The sequence below is a fragment of the Thermaerobacter composti genome (assembly GCF_033582035.1).
Classification (GTDB): domain Bacteria; phylum Bacillota; class Sulfobacillia; order Thermaerobacterales; family Thermaerobacteraceae; genus Thermaerobacter; species Thermaerobacter composti.
This window is the reverse complement of sequence record NZ_CP132508.1, coordinates 1,156,401-1,174,710: the sequence shown is the minus strand read 5'-3', so window position 1 is coordinate 1,174,710 and position 18,310 is coordinate 1,156,401. Positions and strand designations below refer to the sequence as shown.

Below are 18,310 nucleotides of genomic sequence, written 5' to 3'. Positions count from 1 at the left end.
CCCACCGGGGGCGGGAAGCCGCAACGGCATCGCCACGCGATTCGTCCCCGCCCCAGGGCCGGGCCCCCCGCAGGCCGCCCGGGCGCCGCAGCCGGGGTCGTCGCCGGGTCGCGGGCCAACGGCCCCGGGGCCGGGACGGACGCTCCCGGAGCCCCACCGGCTGGGGCGGCAGCGTCCCGCCTAGCTCCACATCGCCCGCGCCTGGGTCAGGAAGGCGCCGTACCGGTCCATGACCTCGCGCCGCAGGGCCTGGTGGTCGGGCTGCCGGAGGTCGGGGTCCTGCTCCAGCAGCCGCCGCGCCACCTGGCGGGCCTGGCGGAGGAGCTGCGCGTCCCGCACGGGGTCCGCGATGCGCAGCGCGGGTAGTCCGTGCTGGCGGGTGCCGAAGAAGTCCCCGGGGCCCCGCAGCTGGAGGTCGAACTCGGCGATCTCGAAGCCGCTCTGGGTGCGGCACAGCGCCTCCAGCCGCATGCGCCCCTCCGGCGTGGCCGGGTCGGCCACCAGGATGCACAGCGACTCCTTGGTGCCGCGGCCGACGCGGCCGCGCAGCTGGTGCAGCTGGGCGAGGCCGAAGCGGTCCGCCCCCTCGACGATCATCACCGTCGCGTTGGGCACGTCGACCCCGACCTCGATCACCGTGGTCGCCACCAGGACGTCCAGGGCGTGCCGCTCGAAGGCCGCCATGACCCGCTCCTTCTCCGCCCCGGGCATGCGGCCGTGCAGGATCCCCACCCGCAGCTTCGGGTAGTGGCGGGCGACGAACTCCGCCCAGGTGGTCACCGCCTTCTGCTCCGCGTCGCCGGCGCCGTCGGCCGGTTCGTCCACCAGGGGACAGACCACGTACCCCTGCTCGCCGGCGGCCACCCGGGCCGCCAGGAGGTCGTACGCCCGGCGCCGCTGCCGTCCCCGCAGCCACAGCGTCCGCACGGGCCGCCGGCCCGGGGGGAGCTGGTCGATCACCGAGACGTCCAGATCGCCGTAGAGCGTCAGCGCCAGGGTCCGGGGGATCGGCGTCGCCGTCATGACCAGCAGGTCCGGCACCTGGCCCTTGCCCTGCAGCAGGGCGCGCTGGCGCACGCCGAAGCGGTGCTGCTCGTCGATGATGACCAGGCTCAGGTCGTGGAACCGCACCTCGTCCTGGATCAGGGCGTGGGTGCCCACCACCACCGGCCAGCGACCGCTGGCGAGGCCCGCCAGCACCCGCTCGCGGTCGCCGGCGGGCAGGCTGCCCACCAGCGACACCACCGGGATGCCCACCGGGGCCAGCAGCTGCTGCAGGCGGCGCGCGTGCTGCTCCGCCAGGATCTCCGTGGGGGCCATCAGCGCCGCCTGGCCGCCGCTCTCCACCGCCTTGACCATCGCCCAGGCGGCGACGACGGTCTTCCCCGAGCCCACGTCCCCCTGGACCAGGCGGCGCATGGGCCGAGGCGCCTCCATGTCGGCGCGGATCTCGTCCAGCACCCGGCGCTGGGCGGCGGTCAGCTCGAAGGGCAGGCTGGCGAGGAAGCGGGCGACCCGCGGCCCGTCGGGTCGGTGGGCCCGCCCCGGTTCCTGCTGCTGCTGGCTGCGCACCCGGGCCAGGGCCACCTGCATGACGAACCACTCCTCGAAGGCCAGGCGCCGGCGGGCCGCCTGCCAGGCGGCGGCGTCCGGGGGGAAGTGGATGTGGCGCAGGGCGGTGGCGCGGTCGACCAGCCCCAGCTCCTGGCGCACGGCGGCGGGCAGGATCTCGTCCACCTGGTCGGCCAGGGCGCCCACGACCCGCCAGGCCAGCTGCCGCAACCAGCGCTGGTTCACGCCCTCGGTGGCCGGGTAGATCGGCACGATGCGGGCCGTGTGGACCGGCTCGTCGGTCGCGCCCTCCAGCACCTCCACCTCGGGGTGCTCCATCTGCAGGCCGCGGTAGCCGGCGTCGACCCGCCCGCTCAGCAGCACCGTCCGGCCCGGCACCAGCTGCTGGAGGCGGTACGGCTGGTTGAAGAACACCGCGTCCAGCCGCCCGCTGCCGTCGCTGACGGTGACGCGGACCACCGTCCGCCCCGTGCGGGTCGGCACCCGCTGGGCGTCGAGCACCACGGCCTGCACGGTGGCCACCTCCCCCGGCACCAGGCGGACGATGGGCTTCCAGACCGAGCGGTCCTCGTAGCGGCGGGGCAGGTGCCAGAGCAGGTCGCCCGCCGTGGACAGGCCGAGCCGGGCGAGGCGCTGCGCCTGACGGCGGCCGACGCCGGGCAGGCGGCCGAGCGGCGTGGTCAGGGTGACGGACCATGGCTCCACCCTCCCCCGCCCCGGAGCGGGACCGGCGCCCGCGTCCCCGCCCGCCACCGCTCCGCCGCCGTCGCGGCTCGCCAGGCGCGAGGGAGCGGAGCCACCGTTCGCCCCGCCCATGGCCCGCGCCGCGGGGACCGGGCGGTGGTCCCCGGCGTCGCGGGCCGGCGGGAGGTGGCGGGCGGCGTCCGCCACCAGGGCGAGGGCGCGGGCCACCCGCTCCTTGCGGAGGGCGGGCGCCAGGTGGGCGAAGTCGTGGAAGAGCCGGTACGCCTCGCGCAGCGGGCCGCGCCGGGCGGGGGGCAGGGTGCGGGCGACCGCCTCCAGGGCCCGCCGCACCCCCGCGGCCGCCTCGTCCGCCGGCAAGGCCGGGGGCAGGTCGCCCGCCGCCTGCAGCGCCTGGATCAGACGCCGCCAGCCGCCGTCCGGCTCTCCGCCCAGATCCCCCCGCACCCCGGCGCCGGCGGGCGCGCTCCCCGCCGGCGCCGCCTGCCCCACGTCGCCGTGGGGACGCGGATCCCGCCCCGCCGGCGTCCCGCGGGTCGGGGGCCGGGACGATGCCCTCCCTGGATCGCGCGCCCTGGGCTCATCCATGGCCTCACCTGCGTCACGCCGGTACCCAGCGCCTCGCAAGGGCGCGACGGCACGGGGGGTGCCGGTGATCCGCCGCTGCCGCCCGGCTCAAGCGGCGGGCCTTCGATCGGCTGCGGTCGCGGTGGCGCGTTGCGCGTTGCGCGTTGCGCGTGGCGCGTTGCGCGTCATCCGCCGGTGTCGCCCGGCTCGGACGGGTCGGCGGGGTGCGCCCCGCCCGGGGCCGCCGTCCCGGGCGCAGGGGGCCGCGTTGCGACGCCCTCCCCCGGCGCCTCCGGAACGCCCGCGCCGGCGCGGGGCGCGCCGGCGCGGGCAGCGCCGGTTCCTCCGCCGCCCGGCGCACCGCCGGCCGGGACCCGCACGCCGGCGACGTGCACGTGCACGCGCACCCGTTGCTCGCCCACCGCGCGGCGCACCGCCTCCCCCACGCGCCGCATCACCGTGCGTGCCACCTCCTGGATCGGGACCCCGTAGGTGACCACGATGCGCACGGTGACGTCGATGGCCTGGTCGTCGGCGACGGTCACCTCGACGCCGCGACCCCGGTCCTCGCCCAGCAGGCCCGCCAGCCCCTGGCGCCACCCCCGCGGCACCGTGCCCGCCACGCCGGGGCAGTCGGCCAGCGCCGCACCGGCGATCCCCGCCACGACCTCCTCGCTGATGGCGATCCGCCCGTGGTCCGTAGGATACTCCAGCACGTCCAGCCCCCGCTTTCGCCCGGTCTCGGCTTGCTGCGGCGCGGCGGGGCACCCCGCCGCCGGAAGCCGCCTCCCTCCAGGTTCCCTTCGCCCTCCCCGCCCTGGGGTCCTCGTCCCCCCCCCCCACGGCGCCCGGGCGTCGAAACCGTCACCTGAAGCGCCGCTTCGCTTCAGGCAGTCGATGGTCGAAGGTCGGCAGTGCCGGTCTTGCCCGGCGATGCGCCGACGCCAGGTTCCCGCTGCGTCCGGGAGGGCCTTCCAGGCAGCTCTTCCGTCCGCCCCGTCGCCGCCGGTCCGCCCCGTTGGCGGCACCCGACCGACGGCCCTGGGGCGCGGCGGACCCTTCCTTGTCGCCCGCAGGGGCCTGTGGTAGAATCGGCGCCGTGATCTGCACCCCTCGGCGGCCGCCCCGGCGTCCATCGGGGCGCCGGTCCGTCCCGTGGGTCGCGGCGGGTCATGCCCCGGGGTGGTCCCGACCCTCCGCGGCGGCCCGCGGCGACCGCGCTCCCCGGCCATCGGGCGGGAAGCCGCGGATTCCGAGCGGATCCCCGGCCGTGGGAGGCTGGCGCCAGGACGGGGCGGGGACCGCGTCCCTGCCGGCAGCCCCGGGAGTGGGAGGAATCGTCACCATGGCTCGTCGCTGTGCCATCTGCGGCAAGGGCGTCGACTTCGGGAACCAGGTGAGCCACTCCAATCGCAAGTCGCGGCGCATCTGGCTCCCCAACCTGCAGCGGGTGCGCGCCGTGACCCCCCAGGGCGTGCGCCGGATCCGCGTCTGCACCACGTGCCTGAAGTCCGGCCGCGTGGTCCGGGCCCTGTGAACGGCGAAGCGCCGTCGGACCGCCGGGCTGCAGCGCGTCCACGCGCCCACCGGCCGGCGCTCCGACCGCCAGCGCGACGGCGAGCAGGGGTCGGCTAGGTCGCCGACCCCTCTCTGCTTCGGTCCGTCGGGTGCTGGCCGCGGCGGCCGCGGGAGCGCCGACCGGGCGCCACGCATCCTGGCCCGGTGCCGTCTCGGTCTGCCGGGGGCCGGTCAGGGCCGCCGGCCCCTTCCCTCCGCGCCGGTTCCACCGGTCTCCGTTCGCCGCGGTCGCCGCCGGGCAGGGGTGCCGCCGGCGGGCCGCGGCCGACGGACGGTGGCGGCAGCCCGCACACCCCCGCCCCTGGGCTGCGAAGCGGCGCTCCAGCCGACCGGTCCCCTCGGACGCCCCGAGGTCACCCGCCCGCGCCGGGCGTGCCCCCAAGGCCGCGGCCCTCTCGGGCGCGGACCAGGAGCGCGTCCAGTTCCGCGGCCGACACCCGATAGACGGTTCCGCAGAAGTGGCAGCGCAACTCGGCGCCCCCGTCCTCGCGGAGCATCGCCTCCAGCTGCTCCGGCCCCAGGCTGAGCAAGGCCCGCTCGACCCGCTGGCGGTCGCACCGGCAGCGGAAGGCCAGGGGCTGGCGGCCGAGGATGCGCGGGGCCAGTCCCTCCAGGCCCCGTTCCACCATGGCCTCCGGCGTCAACCCGGCATCGATCAGCCGGCTGATGCCTTCCAGTTGCCGGATGTTCCCCTCCAGCCGCCGGATCCAGTCGTCCGGATGACCCGGCAGCAGCTGGAGCAGGAAGCCTCCCGCCGCCTGCACATCCCCTGCGGGGTTGACCAGGACGCCCACGCCCACCACCGAGGGCGTCTGGTCCGAGCGGACCAGGAAGGCGGTGAGGTCGTCCCCGATCTCCCCCGACACCAGCGGCACGCTGCCGGTGTAGGGCGTGCCCAGGCCGAGATCCCGCGTGACGTGCAGGAACCCGGGCAGGCCGACGGCTCCCCCCACGTCCAGCTTGCCGTCGGGGCGCAGGGGCAGGTCGACGTGGGGGTTGCGCACGTAGCCCCGCACCGACCCATCGGTCTCGCCCACGGCGAGGATCACGCCCAAGGGGCCGCTCCCCGTCACGCGCACGGTGACGCTGGCGTCGTCCTTGAGCTGGGCCGCCAGGAGGGCCGTGCCGGTCAGGACGCGGCCCAGGGCGGCCGTCGCCGTCGGCCACGTGTCGTGGCGCCGCCGGGCCTCCTCCACCAGGTTCGTCGTCCGGCAGGCAAAGGCGCGGACCCGGCCGTCGCCGGCCACGGCGCGGACCAGGTAGTCGCCCGCGGGGTCCGGCCGTCCGCCGTCCCCCTGGGACGGGCCCGGTTCCTGCGTTGCGCCCCCGCCTCGGCTCGCTTCCCGTGCCCCCCGCCCGTGGGACGGGGTCGGGCCCGCGTCCGGCACCGCCCCGCGGTCCGGTGCCGCACCGCCGTGGTCTCGTGATGGCCCGCGTCGCGTCTGTGGGCGGTCTGCCGACGTCATGGCGCACCATCCCGGCCGGAGCCGTCCCGTTCCCGCGGCCCCGGCCGCCCCTGGGCCGCCGGCCCGTCGCCGTCCACCGATGGACGGCTCCCCGACCGTCGTCGGGGCTTCGGGCCGACGTCACCTATGGTGCCATCCCCGCGCAGACCGGGCAACGTGGTCGGCGCGATGGGGCGCGGCGCGGTGGGCGGGTCGGCCGAGCCGCAGGGCGTGGCGGGCGGGGCCGCGCCGTCGCCCGACACGGGCGGGTCCGCCCGCATGGCTGCAGCCCGGGCGGGGCCGCGCCTCGGTCCGACACGCGCGGGTCCGCCCGCATGGCTGCAGTCCAGGTTGGGCCGCGCCGCGGTCCGACGCGGCCCGACGGCGCCCGGCGGCGCCCTGGCCGCGAGGCGCGTCGCCGTCGCGGCCGGGGCGCCGCCGGCATCGCAGGCCTCAGGATCGCCCGCCGCGGCGGCGGAACAGGCGGCCCAGCAGGGCGGGCAAGCGCACGACGATGACCCGCACGGCCACGGTCGATCCCTCCCGGTGCGAGCCCCCTCGGGGTCCCGCCCCAGGCTATGGCCCGGCCGGCCGGCCGGTGCCTGGCCCAAGGGCCGGCGCCCCGTCACCCGCCTCACCGCGGCGCGGGGCGCCGGTGCCCACCCCCCCTCACGGGCGGGTCGCCCGTCGCCGCGATCCGCCCGCCGCAGCCTCCGTTCGGGACCGCCCCGCCTCAGGGCCGGGTCGATGCGCTCGTCGCCACGGCTTGCCGCAGGCGGGCGAGGTTCGCCTCCACCGGCGCCCGCTGGTTGAAGACGGCCGATCCGGCGACCAGCAAGTCGGCCCCTGCCGCCGCCGCCAACGGCGCCGTCTTGGGGTCGATGCCGCCATCGACCTCCAGCCACGGGCGCGGCCCCGCCGCGGGCAACATCGCCCGCAGGGCCCGGAGCTTGTCGAGGGCCAGCGGGAGGAACGCCTGCCCGGCGAAGCCCGGGTTCACGCTCATCACCAGCACCAGGTCGACCTCGGCCAAGAGCGGCTCCACGGCGGTCGCCGGCGTCCCCGGGTTCAGGGCCACCCCGGCCCGGCACCCCAGGGCGCGGATCATCTGCAGCGCCCGGTGCACGTGGGGCGTGGCCTCGACGTGGACGGTGACCACGTCGGCCCCGGCCTCCGCCACCGCCGGCAAGAGGGCCTCGGGGAGCTCCACCATGAGGTGCACGTCCAGGGGCAGGGACGTCAATCGTCGCACCGCCGCGATGATCGGCGGTCCGAAGGTGAGGTTGGGCACGAAGTGGCCGTCCATCACGTCCAGGTGCAGGCCGGCGGCGCCCGCCGCCTCGGCGGCCCGGACCTGCTCCGCCAGCCGGGCGAAGTCGGCCGAGAGCAGGGACGGCAGCACCACGGGTCCCGCTCCCGGCGCGGGCCACGCCAGCGGACGGGCGACCGGGCTTCCCGCCTGCGCCCCCTCCCTGTCGTCGCCGGGGTCGCCCGCGCCGGCGGTCCCGTCCACCGCAGGCCGCCCCCCGCCGTCCCCGGCCCGGCGATCCGGGCCCGACCTCGGCGGCCCCTCCTGCCCCTGCCGTCTCGGCATGGTCAACCTCCCGTCCCTCCCGCGCCGGCGCTGCCCGGCCGGCGGCGCGAATTCCACCGGCCGGCCTGGCACCAGAGCGCCCCCGCGCCCCGGCGGGCACCGCTCCGGGTGCCCTGCCGACCCCGGCGCCGCCGGCAGCGGCCACCCCATGGCCCGCAGGCGGCATCCGACCGGCCCCGCCTCACCGGTATCGCTCGGCGAGCCGCTCCTCCACCTCGGCCAGCAGGACCAGATAGTTCTGGTAGCGCCACGGCGCGATGCGCCCCTGGTCCCGGGCCGCCCGCACCGCACAGCCCGGCTCGCTGCGATGCAGGCACCCGCGGAAGCGGCAGTCCGGCGCCTCCCGGCGGATCTCCGGCCAGAGGTCGCCCAGCTCCTCGGGTTCCAGGTCCGGCAGGTCCAGCCGGCTGAAGCCCGGCGTGTCGGCGACCCACCCGCCCAGGGCCAGGGGCAGCAGCTGCACCGACCGGGTGGTGTGCCGCCCCCGGCCCAGCTTGCGACTGATCTCGCCCGTGGCCAGCCGCAGCCCCGGCTGCAGGGCGTTGAGCAGGGTCGACTTCCCCACGCCGCTGGGTCCCGCCAGGACGGTGACGCCCTCCCGCAGGGCGTCGGCCACCCCCTCCAGACCCCATCCCCTGGGCGCTGCCACCAGGTGCACCGGGTAGCCCGCCAGCCGGTAGCCTTCCACCAGGCGGGCGAGCGGTTCCGGCAGGGGCCGGTCGGGCGCGTCCACCACCAGGTCCAACTTGGTCAGGCAGAGGACCACGGACAGCTCCAGCGCCTCCGCCTGGACCAGCACGCGATCCATCAGGATGGGCACCGGATCGGGGTGCTGGAGGGACTGGACCAGCAGCACCCGGTCCACGTTGGCGATGGGCGGCCGCACCAGCCGGTTGCGACGCGGAAGAACCCGCTCGATGGCGGCGCCGCCCGGCTGGAGCGCGACCTCCACGCGGTCGCCGGTGAGCACCTCGCCCACCTCGCGGCGCAGCCGCCCCCGCAGCGCGCAGAGGCACACCTCGCCGTCGTCGAGACGCACCTCGTACAGGTTGGTCTGCGCCTTGGTCACGATCCCCGTCCGCAGCGCCGTCATGGGCTTCCCGCGTCACCTCCCCCGTGCCTCCCACGACGCCCGTCCCCGGGCGGCTGGTCCACCGTTCTACGAAGCCGGCCCCTCCCGGCGCCCCCTCGTCAGCCGTCGTCCCCGCCGCCGTCCGGGGTCCCCTCGCCGTCCACCGGTTCGCCGGCGCCGGGGGCCGGTTCGTCCGACGTCCTGTCCCGCCCCTTCCCCTTGCCCCCCGACGGCTCCAGGGGTCGACGCTCGACCAGCTGGCCGTCCACGTAGATCAGGGCCTGGGCGCGGTCGCCCTGCCAGCTGACCGGCACCTCGATCCCCTGCCCCCCCTGGACGGTCCCGTCGTACACGGTCCGGCGGCCGGCGGCGTCCTCCACGTCCACCCGCAGCCGGTGCGAGCCGGATCCTTCGATGCGCACGTCCAACGTCGCCTGGTGCGTCGCGCCGGCCTTCCCCTTGCCGGGCGGCGCGGGCGCCGGGCCCTTGCTGACCACCAGGTCGACCCGGCTGCCCCGTTCCACCGACGCCGCGGCCGCGGGATCCTGGCCGATCACCGTCCCCGCCGGGTACGGGCTGTGCCGCTCCTGGACGGCGCCCGCCACCAGGCCGACCGCCCGCAGCTCGTCCTGCGCCCCCGCCACGGTCAGGCCGAACAGCGACGGGACCACCACCGGCCGCGACTCGGGTCCGCGGGAGACGGTGAGGTAGACGGTCATGCCGGCCTGGATGGGGCTGCCGGGACCGGGATCCTGGTCCACCACCACGCCCTCGGGCTCGTCGGCGTGCTCGTAGCGGACCTCGACCACCAGGCCGGCGTTCTCCAGGCGCAGCCGGGCATCCCGCTCGGCCAGCCCGCGGACGTCGGGGACGGAGAGCCACTGCGGCCCCTTGGAGACCACCAGCTCCACCGTCTGCCCCATGCGGACCCGCGCGCCGCCCTCCGGCCGCTGGGCGATGACGGTGTTGACCTCACTGTTATCGTAGCGCTCCTCGACGATCTGCCACTGCAACCCTGCCTGCTCCAGGCGGCTCTGGGCCTCGATCAGGGGCAGGCCCTCCACCGCGGGCACCGTGACCACCGGCGGCTGCAACCAGCGGCGGACCGCCGCCCCCGCGACCAGGGTCCCGGCCAGCAGGAGGAACACGGCCAACGCCACGCGCAGGGCCCGGCGCCGGCGGGCGCCGGGCCCTGCGGGGACCGTGGCTCCGACGCCCGGGGCAGCCCCGGGAGCGGGCTCACCGGGCCGGGGTCGGGGACCGGGATGCGCGGCCGCCCCGTCGGCCAGCGCCCCCGCCGCCCGCAGGCCCTCTCCCGCCCTCCCCGCGGCGCCGGGCGCCGGACGGCCGCCGGTGCCGGTTCCCGGGCCGGCCCGGGCCGCCGGGCGCAGACCGCGGCCCCGCCCCTTGGCCCGTCCCTCCCGCGGGCCGGGGGCCGCGGGACCTGGGCCGGCCACCCGCGACCCCGCGCCGGACGTTGGCCGTGCCTCCCCGGGGGCTGCGCCCCCGGACTGGGGCGCCGCGAGCCAGGAGGCTCCGTCGGCCGCTGCGACCGCGGCCCCCGCCGCATCCGGGCGGGGGCCGCGGCGCACGGCGCCCGACGCCCGGCGACCCGCCGCCGCTTCCGCCCGCCCGCCGCCTGCCACCCCATCCCGGCGGCCGTCCCCGGCCCGCGGGTCGATGGCGCCAGCACCGGCGCCGGGGCCGGGGCGCAGGCCCTGGGCGTCGCCGCCGTCCCCGCTCCCTGGGCCGCCGTCGCCCCGGCTCGGGCCACCGCCGTCCCCCTGGCCGGGGCCGCGGGACCTGGCGTCGGTGCCGCCGGCGGCGCCCCCCCCCTGGCGGCCTTCCGCCGCCGGCGGGGCGCCCGTGCGGCCGTCGAGGTCCGGCCCGCTCTCGCCACCCTGCTCCCGTCCAGGCCCCCCCGCGGACCGCGCCGGTCGGGCGGCCTCCCCCCCTCGGGAGCCGGCCCCTCGTGGGGGGCCGGCCACCAGGGTGTCCTGCACCGCCTGCCGAGCCAGCGCCGTCACCGGGCGCCCCGCCAGGAAGCGCTCCAGATCGGCCCGCATGGCGGCCGCCGAGGGGTACCGGCAGTCGGGGTTCTTCTCCAGCGCCTTGAGCACGATGGCCTCCAGGGCGCGGGGTACCGCGGGGTTGAGGGCGGACGGCAGCGGCGGCTGCTGGCCCAGGTGCTGCATGGCCACGGCCACCGGGCTGTCCCCGTCGAAGGGCAACCGGCCGGTGAGCATCTCGAAGAGGATCACGCCGACGGCGTAGAGGTCGGACCGCTCGGTGGCCGGCATGCCCTTCGCCTGTTCGGGCGCGAAGTACTGGGCGGTGCCCACCATCGCGCCCTGGTCCACCACCGTGGTCGTGGTGCCGCTGGCCCGGGCGATGCCGAAGTCCGTCACCATGACGCGGGCGTCGGGCGTGATCAGGATGTTCTGCGGCTTCACGTCGCGGTGGATCACGCCGTGCTGGTGGGCGTGCTCCAGCACCGCCAGCACGCGGCCGGCGATGCCCGCGGCCTCGGCCGGCGGCAGCGGGGCCTTCTCGCGGATGTACTGCTTGAGGGTGATCCCGTCGACGTACTCCAGGACCAGGAAAGGGTGGCCGCCGTCCTCGCCCACGTCGCGCACCGCCACCACCCCGGGGTGGGAGAGGCGGCGCACGGCCTCGGCCTCCCGCCGCAAGCGGCGCAGGAAGGCGCCGTCGGCGACGTACTCCGCCCGCAGCGCCTTGACGGCCACCGTCTCGCCGGTGACCTGGTCCGTCGCCTTGTAGACCACCGCCATGCCGCCGCCGCCCAGCAGGCCGGTCACCCGATACCGCCCCGCCAGCACGGTGCCGATCACGGGGCCTCACCGTCCCACCAGGCCAGCACGGCGGTGATGTTGTCGCCGCCGCCGGCGGCCAGGGCGGCCTGGATCAGGGCGTCGACCCGGGCCACCACGTCGCCCGGTCCGCCCGCGGCGAGCAGGTCGGCCAGCATGGCGTCGGGGAGCGCCTCGCTGAGGCCGTCGCTGCAGAGGAGCAACAGATCCGAGGGCTCGAGCTGGACCGTGGTCTCATCCACGGGCACCGAGGCGTCGGTGCCGATGGCCCGCGTGAGCAGGTTGCGCTGGGGGTGGCGACGAGCCTCCTGCTCCGTCAGCGCACCGCTGCGGACGAACTCCTCCACCAGCGAGTGGTCGCGGGTGAGGCGGGCGAGGTAGCCCTGCCGCAGCAGGTAGGCCCGCGAGTCGCCGACGTGGCAGAGCTCGACGGCGCCGCCGCGGCCGATGACCGCCGCCGTCAGCGTGGTCCCCATGCCGCTGAGGCCCGGATCGCCCGCCTGGCGCCGGAAGACCTCCTCGTTGGCCGCCAGCACCGCGTCGGCGAGGGCGGCGCCGGCGACGACCCGCTCCCGCAGGGTGCGCAGGGCCAGCCAGCTGGCCACCTCCCCGGCACGATGGCCCCCCATGCCGTCGGCGACGGCGACCAGCCAGCCGTCGTCGCCCGGCAGGGCTTCGGCCAGGTAGGCGTCTTCGTTGTTCTCCCGCACCCACCCGGGGTGGGTGCGGGCGGCCAGGCGCAACACCGGCATGCCCTCTTCCTCCGTGCGCCGCGGAGGCCGGCGGGCCTGCCCCGGGCCATCCCCTCACCCGGCGATGTCCGGACAGGCCACCGGCCCGAGGCGTCGCGGGACCCGGCCGCCGCCGCTCCCGGCGACGGCCCCCGCGGCCGCGCGACGCCCCGCACCGCATCCCTCAGGCGCGAGCATCCCGACGGCTTGAGGATTCGGCGCGAGCGCCCGTCTCCCTCGCGCCCCTCGCGCACCGGTGGATCGCGACGGCCCCCGCCGGCCCCCCGCCGCGCCCCCGCCAGGCTGGGCAGCGCCGGCGCCGCCGCCGTCCCTCAGCTCGACCCGTCTCCCGCCGCCGCCAGCGCCCGCCGGCGCAGCTGGCCGCAGGCCGCCTCGATCCGCCGCCCCAGCTGCCGCCGCACCGTCACGTTGACCCCGCGCCGGCGCAGGGCGGCGGCGAAGGCCTCGACCCGTTGGGGCGACGGCGCCTTGAACGGTCGCTCGCTGACGGGGTTCCACGGGATCAGGTTCACGTGCACGGGACCCCCAAGGCCCGCCAACACGTCGGCCACCTCCGCGGCGTGCTCCGGGCGGTCGTTGACGTCCTCGATCAACACGTATTCGAAGGTGATGCGCCGTCCCGTCCGCTGGACGTACTCGCGACACGCGTCCATCAGCTCGGCCATGGGCCAGCGGCGGTTGACCGGCATCAGCCAGCTGCGCAGCGCGTCGTTGGGCGCGTGGAGGGACACCGCCAGCGTGATGGGCAGGCCCTCCTCGGCCAGCCGGCGGATCTGGGGCACCAGCCCCGAGGTCGAGACCGTCATGTGCCGATAGCTGATCCCCGCGCCCTTGGGGTGGTGGGCGATCCGCAGGAAGCGGAGGGTGGCATCCAGGTTCTGCAGCGGCTCGCCGATGCCCATGACCACCAGGTGGCTCACCCGCTCCCCCTGGACGGCCAGGTGGCGGTTGACCACCAACAGCTGGCCGGCCATCTCCGCCGCGCTCAGGTTGCGCACCAGTCCGCCCAGGGTCGACGCGCAGAACCGGCACCCCATGGCGCAGCCCACCTGGCTGGAGACGCAGAGGCTGAGGCCGTACCGGTAGCGCATCAGCACGGTCTCGATCAGCTGCCCGTCGGCCAGCTCCAACAGGTACTTGCGGGTGCCATCCTCCGGGTCGACCTGGACGGCTCGCACCTCCGGGACCACCGGGTCGCCCAGGGCGGCGAGGCGCCGCCGCAGCGCCTTGGGCAGGTCGGTCATCGCCGCGAAGCGCGTCACGCCGCGCCGGTGCATCCAGGTGAAGATCTGCTGGCCGCGGTACGACGGCTCGCCCCACGTCGCCAGCGCTGCGGCCAGTTCCTCCGGCAGCAGGCCGACCCACTGGCGGGTGGGCACGGGCAGGAGGTCGGGCGTCGCGTCCCGCCCCGCCGGGCCGGACCCGGCGGCGTCCCCAGGGGCGCCTGCCGCCACCGGACCGGCCGCCGCCGGTTCGCCGCCCGTCGCCGGGACCGTCGTGGAGTCCGCCGCGACCATCCGTGGCCCCCTACTCTCCGCCATGGCACCTCACCTCGCCCGCCCCGGCAGCGACGCGGGCGGGGCCCCGCCCGGTGCCGCTCCCCCTCGCCGGGCCGGCCCTCGCCCGGGCATCGGCTGCCGGGCCCCGCCCCGGCATCGTCCCCCGGGCCGCCAAGGCCGCCGGGCCGCCCGGCCCCGGGCTTCGACTGCCGGGCCGCCCGGACCGGGGCTTCGGCTCACCGCACCCGCCGCAGCCGCGCGATGAAGAACCCGTCGACCCCGTGGCGATGGGGCCAGAGCTGGATCCAGCCTCGCTCGGTGCCGGGTTCGTCCTGAAGCGGCGCCGGCAGCCAGGGCCGCAGGTCCTCGGCGACCAGGGCGCCGCCCGCCTCCGCCAGGAACGCCTCGACGACCTGCTGGTTCTCCTCGGGCTCCGTGGTGCACGTGCTGTAGACCAGCACGCCCCCCGGCCGGAGGCAGGCCGCCGCGGCCCGCAACAGCTCCCGCTGCAGCCGGGCCAGGGCCTCCACGTCCCCCGGCGCCTTGCGCCAGCGCAGGTCGGGTCGCCGGGCGATGACGCCCAGGCCGGTACACGGCACGTCGGCCAGGACCCGGTCGGCTCGCCCGCCCAGCCGCTCGGGCAACCGGCGCCCGTCCAACGCCAGGCGCTCGATGCATCGCAGGCCCAGCCGCCGGGCCGCCTCGCCCACCTTGGCCAGCCGGCGCCGATCGACGTCGCAGGCCACCACCCGGCCGCGGTCGCCCATGCGCTCGGCGATGTGGGTGGACTTGCCGCCCGGGGCGGCGGCCACGTCCACCACCAGCTCCCCCGGCTGGGGGTCGAGGACGTGCACCGCCAGCATGGAGCTCTCGTCCTGCCACGTCAAGGCCCCCTCCCGGAAGGCCTCGAGCTCCGCCGGCTGCACGCCGTGGCCGATGCGCAGGGCCTCGGGGACGAACCGGCCCGGCTCCACCGGCACCCCCCGGTCGGCCAGGGCGGCGGCCACCGCCTGGGGCTCGGCGCGCAGCCGGTTGACGCGGGCCGACAGCGGGGGGACCCGGTTGTTGGCCGCCAGCAGCCGCTCGGTCTCCTCCGGCCCCAGCCGGGCCAGCCAGCGGTCCACCAGCCACCGCGGGTGGGCATGGACCAGGGCCAGGTGGCCCGCCAGGTCCCGCTCCCGCGGCGGCACGGCCGCGTGGGGGAAGCCGCGGCGGCCGGCGGCGCGCAGGACGGCATTGACGTACCCGGCGGCATAGGCCGGGCCGTGGCGGCGCACCAGCCGGACGGACTCGTCCACGGCGGCGTGGGCGGGGATGCGGTCCAGGTACCAGAGCTGGTAGGCGCCCAGCCGCAGGGCGACCCGCACCGGCGGGTCCAGGCGCTCCGGCGCCCGGCGGGAGAAGTGCGCCAGGGCCCAGTCCAGCGTCCCCTGGCGCCGGGCCACGCCGTAGGCCAGCTCGGTGGCCAGCGCCCGCTCGCGGGCGGAGAGCGCGGCCCGACGCAGGACCCTGGTCAGGGCCTGGTCCACGTAGACCGACCCCGTCTCCGCGGCCAGGAGCGCCTGGAAGGCCGCGTCGCGGCCGCTGACGGCGCCGCCGCTCCGCGGCGTGCGGGGGCGCGCCGGCACCCTCGCACCCCCCGGCGTGCGGGGGCGCGCCGCGTCGCCTGCGCGTGGGGCCACGGGAGCGCGCCCCGGGTCACCGGCGCCCGTCGCCACGCCGGCGCGGACCGGGGCCCCCGCCGCGCCCGGCGCCCCCTGGCGCCCCACGCCGCCTGCACCCGCCGGCACGGGAGGCCGCGCCGGCGCACCCTCCCCGGCCCGTGCCGCGGCGTCCTTTGCCGTGCCGCCGCCCACGGCGGCGCGGTGGGCGCCGGTGGGCACCGGTGGCCGTGCGGCCGGCGGCGCCGCGCCGGGGGGCGCGCCCGACGAGGGGCCACCGGTGCCGCCGCCCGGCTCCCCCCGCGTCCCGTCGCCCCCTGCGCCCTCCACGTCGAGGGGGCGCCCCGCCGGCGCCCCCCGCTGGCCGTCACCCGCTGCGATCATCGCCTCACTCCCGGCGCCCGCGCAGGGCCAGCAGGTAGAGCAGCTGCATCACCGCCATCACCATGGCCGCCACGTAGGTCAGCGCGGCCGCCTGCAGCACCGCCCGGGCGCCCCGCACCTCCTCCCCGCGGAGGTAGCCGCCGCCGGCCAGGGCCGCCAGCGCGCGGCTGGAGGCGTTGAACTCCACGGGCAGGGTGATCACCTGGAACAGCACCGCCAGGCTGAACAACAGGATGCCCAGGTCGACCAGCGACGTCAGGTTCAGGATGAGTCCTAGGAAGAACAGCGGAAACGCCAGCTGCGAGCCGAACTGGGTGGCGGGGATGATGGCGTTGCGCAGGCCGAGCCACACGTACCCCGTGGCGTGTTGGATCGCATGGCCGACCTCGTGGGCGGCAATCCCCTGGGCCGCCACGGTGGAGCCGTAGTAGACGCCCTCCGACAGGCGCACCACCTTGCTGCGCGGGTCGTAGTGGTCGGTCAGCCGCCCGCCGATGGGCTCGACCCGCACGTCGTCGATCCCCGCCTGGCGCAGCAGCTGCCGCGCCACCTCCGCCCCGGTGAGGCCGTTGGCCGCCCGCACCCGGGCGTAGGTGGCGTAGGCCGACGAGACCTTGCTCTGCGCCCACAGCGCCAGCAGCAGGGCCGGCCCGACGAACAGCATGTACAGGGGGTCGAAGACGAACACGTCCACGCCCTCCTTTCGGAAACCAAGTCAACCTGCGCTCCCGCCGGCGGCGGCGAGGGCACCGCTCGCCGCCGGCGTCCCGGCCCGCTCACGCCCTGGCGCCCGGACCGGGTGGGGCGTCGACCCCGGCGCCCGGGCTCCGCTCGGCACGGCGCGCCGCGAGCCCCACCGCGCCGCCCCCCGCCAAGCCGGGCCCGTCGACCGCCCACCGCCCGAGGCCGGGTCTCCGCCGCCGGGACCGCAGCCCGGCCGACCCCAGATCCCCGGCGGAGGGGAGGTCCGGCGCAGCATCCCGGCCGCGACCCTAGCGGCCGCGGGCCTCCACGGCCTCGACGCCCGGGCCGTGGGGCGCCGGGCCGGCGGACGCCGCATCGGACGAACCGGCCTCCGCCGGGGCGAGCAAGCGCTCGCCCACGGCCAAGCGGTAGCCGTTGACCATCTCCCGGGGCGTCAGGGGCCGCCGGCCCGCCGGCTGCAGGCGGCGGATCCACACCGGTTCGTCCAGGCACTGCACGGCCACGGCCTCGGGCCGCACGGCCACGATGGTCCCCGGCGGCGGTGCCGGTGGATCCGCCGACGCCGCCCCTCCCTGCCCGCCGCGGGGCTCCGGCCCCCGGTCGCCTCCGGCCCCGGTCGCCTTGGCCCCGTCGGCCCCCGGCGCGGCCGCCCGGGGTGGCGTCACGGTGGCGCCAAACAGCTTGAGGATCCGACCGCGCCAGAGGGTGCGGGCGCCCGGCCGCGGATCCAAGGCGCGGATCCGCCGGGCCACCTCGACGGCGGGCCGGTTCCAGTCCACCCACTCCTCCTCGGGCCGCAACCTGGGCGCCGACGTCGCCTGCGCCGGGTCCTGGGGACGGCGCGGCGCCTTGCCCTCGGCCACCAGGCGCAGGGTCTCGCCCAGGAGCTCGGCACCCGCCCGGGCCAGACGGTCGTGGAGCTGGCCCGCCGTGATCGCCTCGTCCAGCGGGACCTCCCGCTGGAGGATGATGTCGCCCGTGTCCAGGCCCTCGTCCATCCACATGGTGCTGACGCCGGTCACCCGGTCGCCGGCCAGGATCGCCCGCTGGATCGGTGCCGCTCCGCGGTGGCGGGGGAGCAGGGAGGCGTGGAGGTTGATGGCCCCCAGCCGCGGCACCGCCAGCACCGCGGGCGGCAGGATCTTGCCGTAGGCGACCACCACCAGCAGGTCGGGCCGCCACGCCTCCAGCTGCGCGACCACCGCCTCGTCCAGCCGCTCGGGCTGCAGCACGGGCAGGTCGTGCGCCTGGGCCACCACCTTGACCGGCGGCGCCGCCGGCGCCAGCCCCCGACCCTGGGGGCGGTCCGGCTGGGTGACCACGCCGACCACCCGCACCTGCCGCCGCAGGAGTTCCTCCAGGCTGGGCACGGCGAAGGCCGGGGTGCCCATGAAGACCACCCGCAGCTCGCTCTCCGGCGGCAGCTCCACCACCTTGCGGGCGCGGTCGGTGATCAGCACGCCGTCCAGGTGGTCGATCTCGTGCTGCAGGCACCGGGCCAGCAGGCCCTCCGCCTCCACCCAGACGCGGCGACCGCGCCGATCGAGGCCGGTCACCTGGACGGACGTGGGCCGCTCCACCTCCGCCAGGATGCGCGGCAGCGAGAGGCAGCCCTCGTAGCCGGCCTCCGTCGCCTCGCCCCGGCGCACGATCTCGGGGTTGATCAGCTCGATCAGCCCGTCGCCGACGTCGACCACGATGATGCGCTTGGAGACGCCGACCTGCGGGGCCGCCAGGCCGATCCCGTCGGCGGCGTACATGGTGGCCGCCATGCGGTCCAGCAGCCGCCGGATCTCCCGCGTCACCTTGGGGACCGGCTGGGCCGGCGTCCGCAACACCGGTTGGTCCGCGCCCTTGACGATGGGCAGCGGCTCGGCCTGCGGTCGCCGGTCCCCGCGCCGCCCCTGCCGCCGCGGGCCCTCGGCCATCGGCATCCCTCCCATCCAAC

The 18,310-nt window shown here is 77.7% G+C and carries 12 protein-coding genes; 1 reads left to right on the top strand and 11 read right to left on the bottom strand.

The window, feature by feature from the left end:
* Positions 1–180 precede the first annotated feature (180 nt).
* Both recG and Q5761_RS04560 read right to left on the bottom strand, forming a co-directional pair.
* Entirely contained in the window at positions 181–2,862 is a 2,682-nt protein-coding gene (recG, locus tag Q5761_RS04565) for an ATP-dependent DNA helicase RecG (RefSeq protein ID WP_318751359.1), read from the bottom strand.
* A gap of 164 nt (positions 2,863–3,026) precedes the next feature.
* Positions 3,027–3,557 carry an Asp23/Gls24 family envelope stress response protein gene (locus Q5761_RS04560; RefSeq protein ID WP_318751358.1) on the bottom strand — a complete coding sequence of 177 codons (531 nt, stop codon included), beginning with the start codon at positions 3,555–3,557 and terminating at the stop codon, positions 3,027–3,029.
* 629 nt (positions 3,558–4,186) lie between these two features.
* On the opposite strand from Q5761_RS04560, the gene rpmB reads away from it, so the two are divergent.
* On the top strand, positions 4,187–4,378 hold the full coding sequence (gene rpmB / locus Q5761_RS04555) for a 50S ribosomal protein L28 (RefSeq protein ID WP_135225274.1): 192 nt from the start codon (positions 4,187–4,189) through the stop codon (positions 4,376–4,378).
* 394 nt (positions 4,379–4,772) lie between these two features.
* Here rpmB and hslO read toward each other — a convergent pair whose 3' ends face one another.
* From hslO to fmt, 9 genes are all read right to left on the bottom strand, one after another.
* Complete coding sequence (hslO, locus tag Q5761_RS04550; RefSeq protein WP_413084567.1) at positions 4,773–5,807, bottom strand: Hsp33 family molecular chaperone HslO; 1,035 nt, start codon at positions 5,805–5,807, stop codon at positions 4,773–4,775.
* A gap of 790 nt (positions 5,808–6,597) precedes the next feature.
* Positions 6,598–7,377 carry a ribulose-phosphate 3-epimerase gene (rpe, locus tag Q5761_RS04545; protein WP_318751357.1) on the bottom strand — a complete coding sequence of 260 codons (780 nt, stop codon included), beginning with the start codon at positions 7,375–7,377 and terminating at the stop codon, positions 6,598–6,600.
* A gap of 262 nt (positions 7,378–7,639) precedes the next feature.
* Positions 7,640–8,551, bottom strand: coding sequence for a ribosome small subunit-dependent GTPase A (gene rsgA / locus Q5761_RS04540; RefSeq protein WP_135225273.1), 912 nt, complete (start codon positions 8,549–8,551; stop codon positions 7,640–7,642).
* Positions 8,552–8,649: 98 nt separating this feature from the next.
* Positions 8,650–11,382, bottom strand: coding sequence for a protein kinase domain-containing protein (locus tag Q5761_RS04535; protein ID WP_318751356.1), 2,733 nt, complete (start codon positions 11,380–11,382; stop codon positions 8,650–8,652).
* On the bottom strand, positions 11,379–12,113 hold the full coding sequence (locus tag Q5761_RS04530) for a Stp1/IreP family PP2C-type Ser/Thr phosphatase (RefSeq protein WP_318751355.1): 735 nt from the start codon (positions 12,111–12,113) through the stop codon (positions 11,379–11,381). Before Q5761_RS04530 ends, Q5761_RS04535 begins: the two co-directional genes overlap by 4 nt.
* 311 nt (positions 12,114–12,424) lie before the next feature.
* A complete protein-coding gene (gene rlmN / locus Q5761_RS04525; protein ID WP_318751354.1) occupies positions 12,425–13,630 on the bottom strand; it encodes a 23S rRNA (adenine(2503)-C(2))-methyltransferase RlmN in 1,206 nt (401 codons plus the stop codon).
* A 218-nt stretch (positions 13,631–13,848) separates the two neighbouring features.
* Positions 13,849–15,240, bottom strand: a complete 1,392-nt coding sequence (gene rsmB, locus Q5761_RS04520) for a 16S rRNA (cytosine(967)-C(5))-methyltransferase RsmB (RefSeq protein ID WP_318751353.1) — start codon at positions 15,238–15,240, stop codon at positions 13,849–13,851.
* A 421-nt stretch (positions 15,241–15,661) separates the two neighbouring features.
* Entirely contained in the window at positions 15,662–16,345 is a 684-nt protein-coding gene (locus Q5761_RS04515; protein WP_318751608.1) for a zinc metallopeptidase, read from the bottom strand.
* A 304-nt stretch (positions 16,346–16,649) separates the two neighbouring features.
* A complete protein-coding gene (gene fmt / locus Q5761_RS04510; protein WP_318751352.1) occupies positions 16,650–18,290 on the bottom strand; it encodes a methionyl-tRNA formyltransferase in 1,641 nt (546 codons plus the stop codon).
* Positions 18,291–18,310: the final 20 nt, after the last annotated feature.

Coding starts and splice junctions, on each gene's coding strand:
- recG (WP_318751359.1), bottom strand. CDS start 2,862: ATGGATGAGCCCAGGGCGCGCGATCCAGGGAGGGCATCGTCCCGGCCC.
- rpmB (WP_135225274.1), top strand. CDS start 4,187: ATGGCTCGTCGCTGTGCCATCTGCGGCAAGGGCGTCGACTTCGGGAAC.
- rsgA (WP_135225273.1), bottom strand. CDS start 8,551: ATGACGGCGCTGCGGACGGGGATCGTGACCAAGGCGCAGACCAACCTG.
- Q5761_RS04530 (WP_318751355.1), bottom strand. CDS start 12,113: ATGCCGGTGTTGCGCCTGGCCGCCCGCACCCACCCCGGGTGGGTGCGG.
- rlmN (WP_318751354.1), bottom strand. CDS start 13,630: ATGGTCGCGGCGGACTCCACGACGGTCCCGGCGACGGGCGGCGAACCG.
- fmt (WP_318751352.1), bottom strand. CDS start 18,290: ATGGCCGAGGGCCCGCGGCGGCAGGGGCGGCGCGGGGACCGGCGACCG.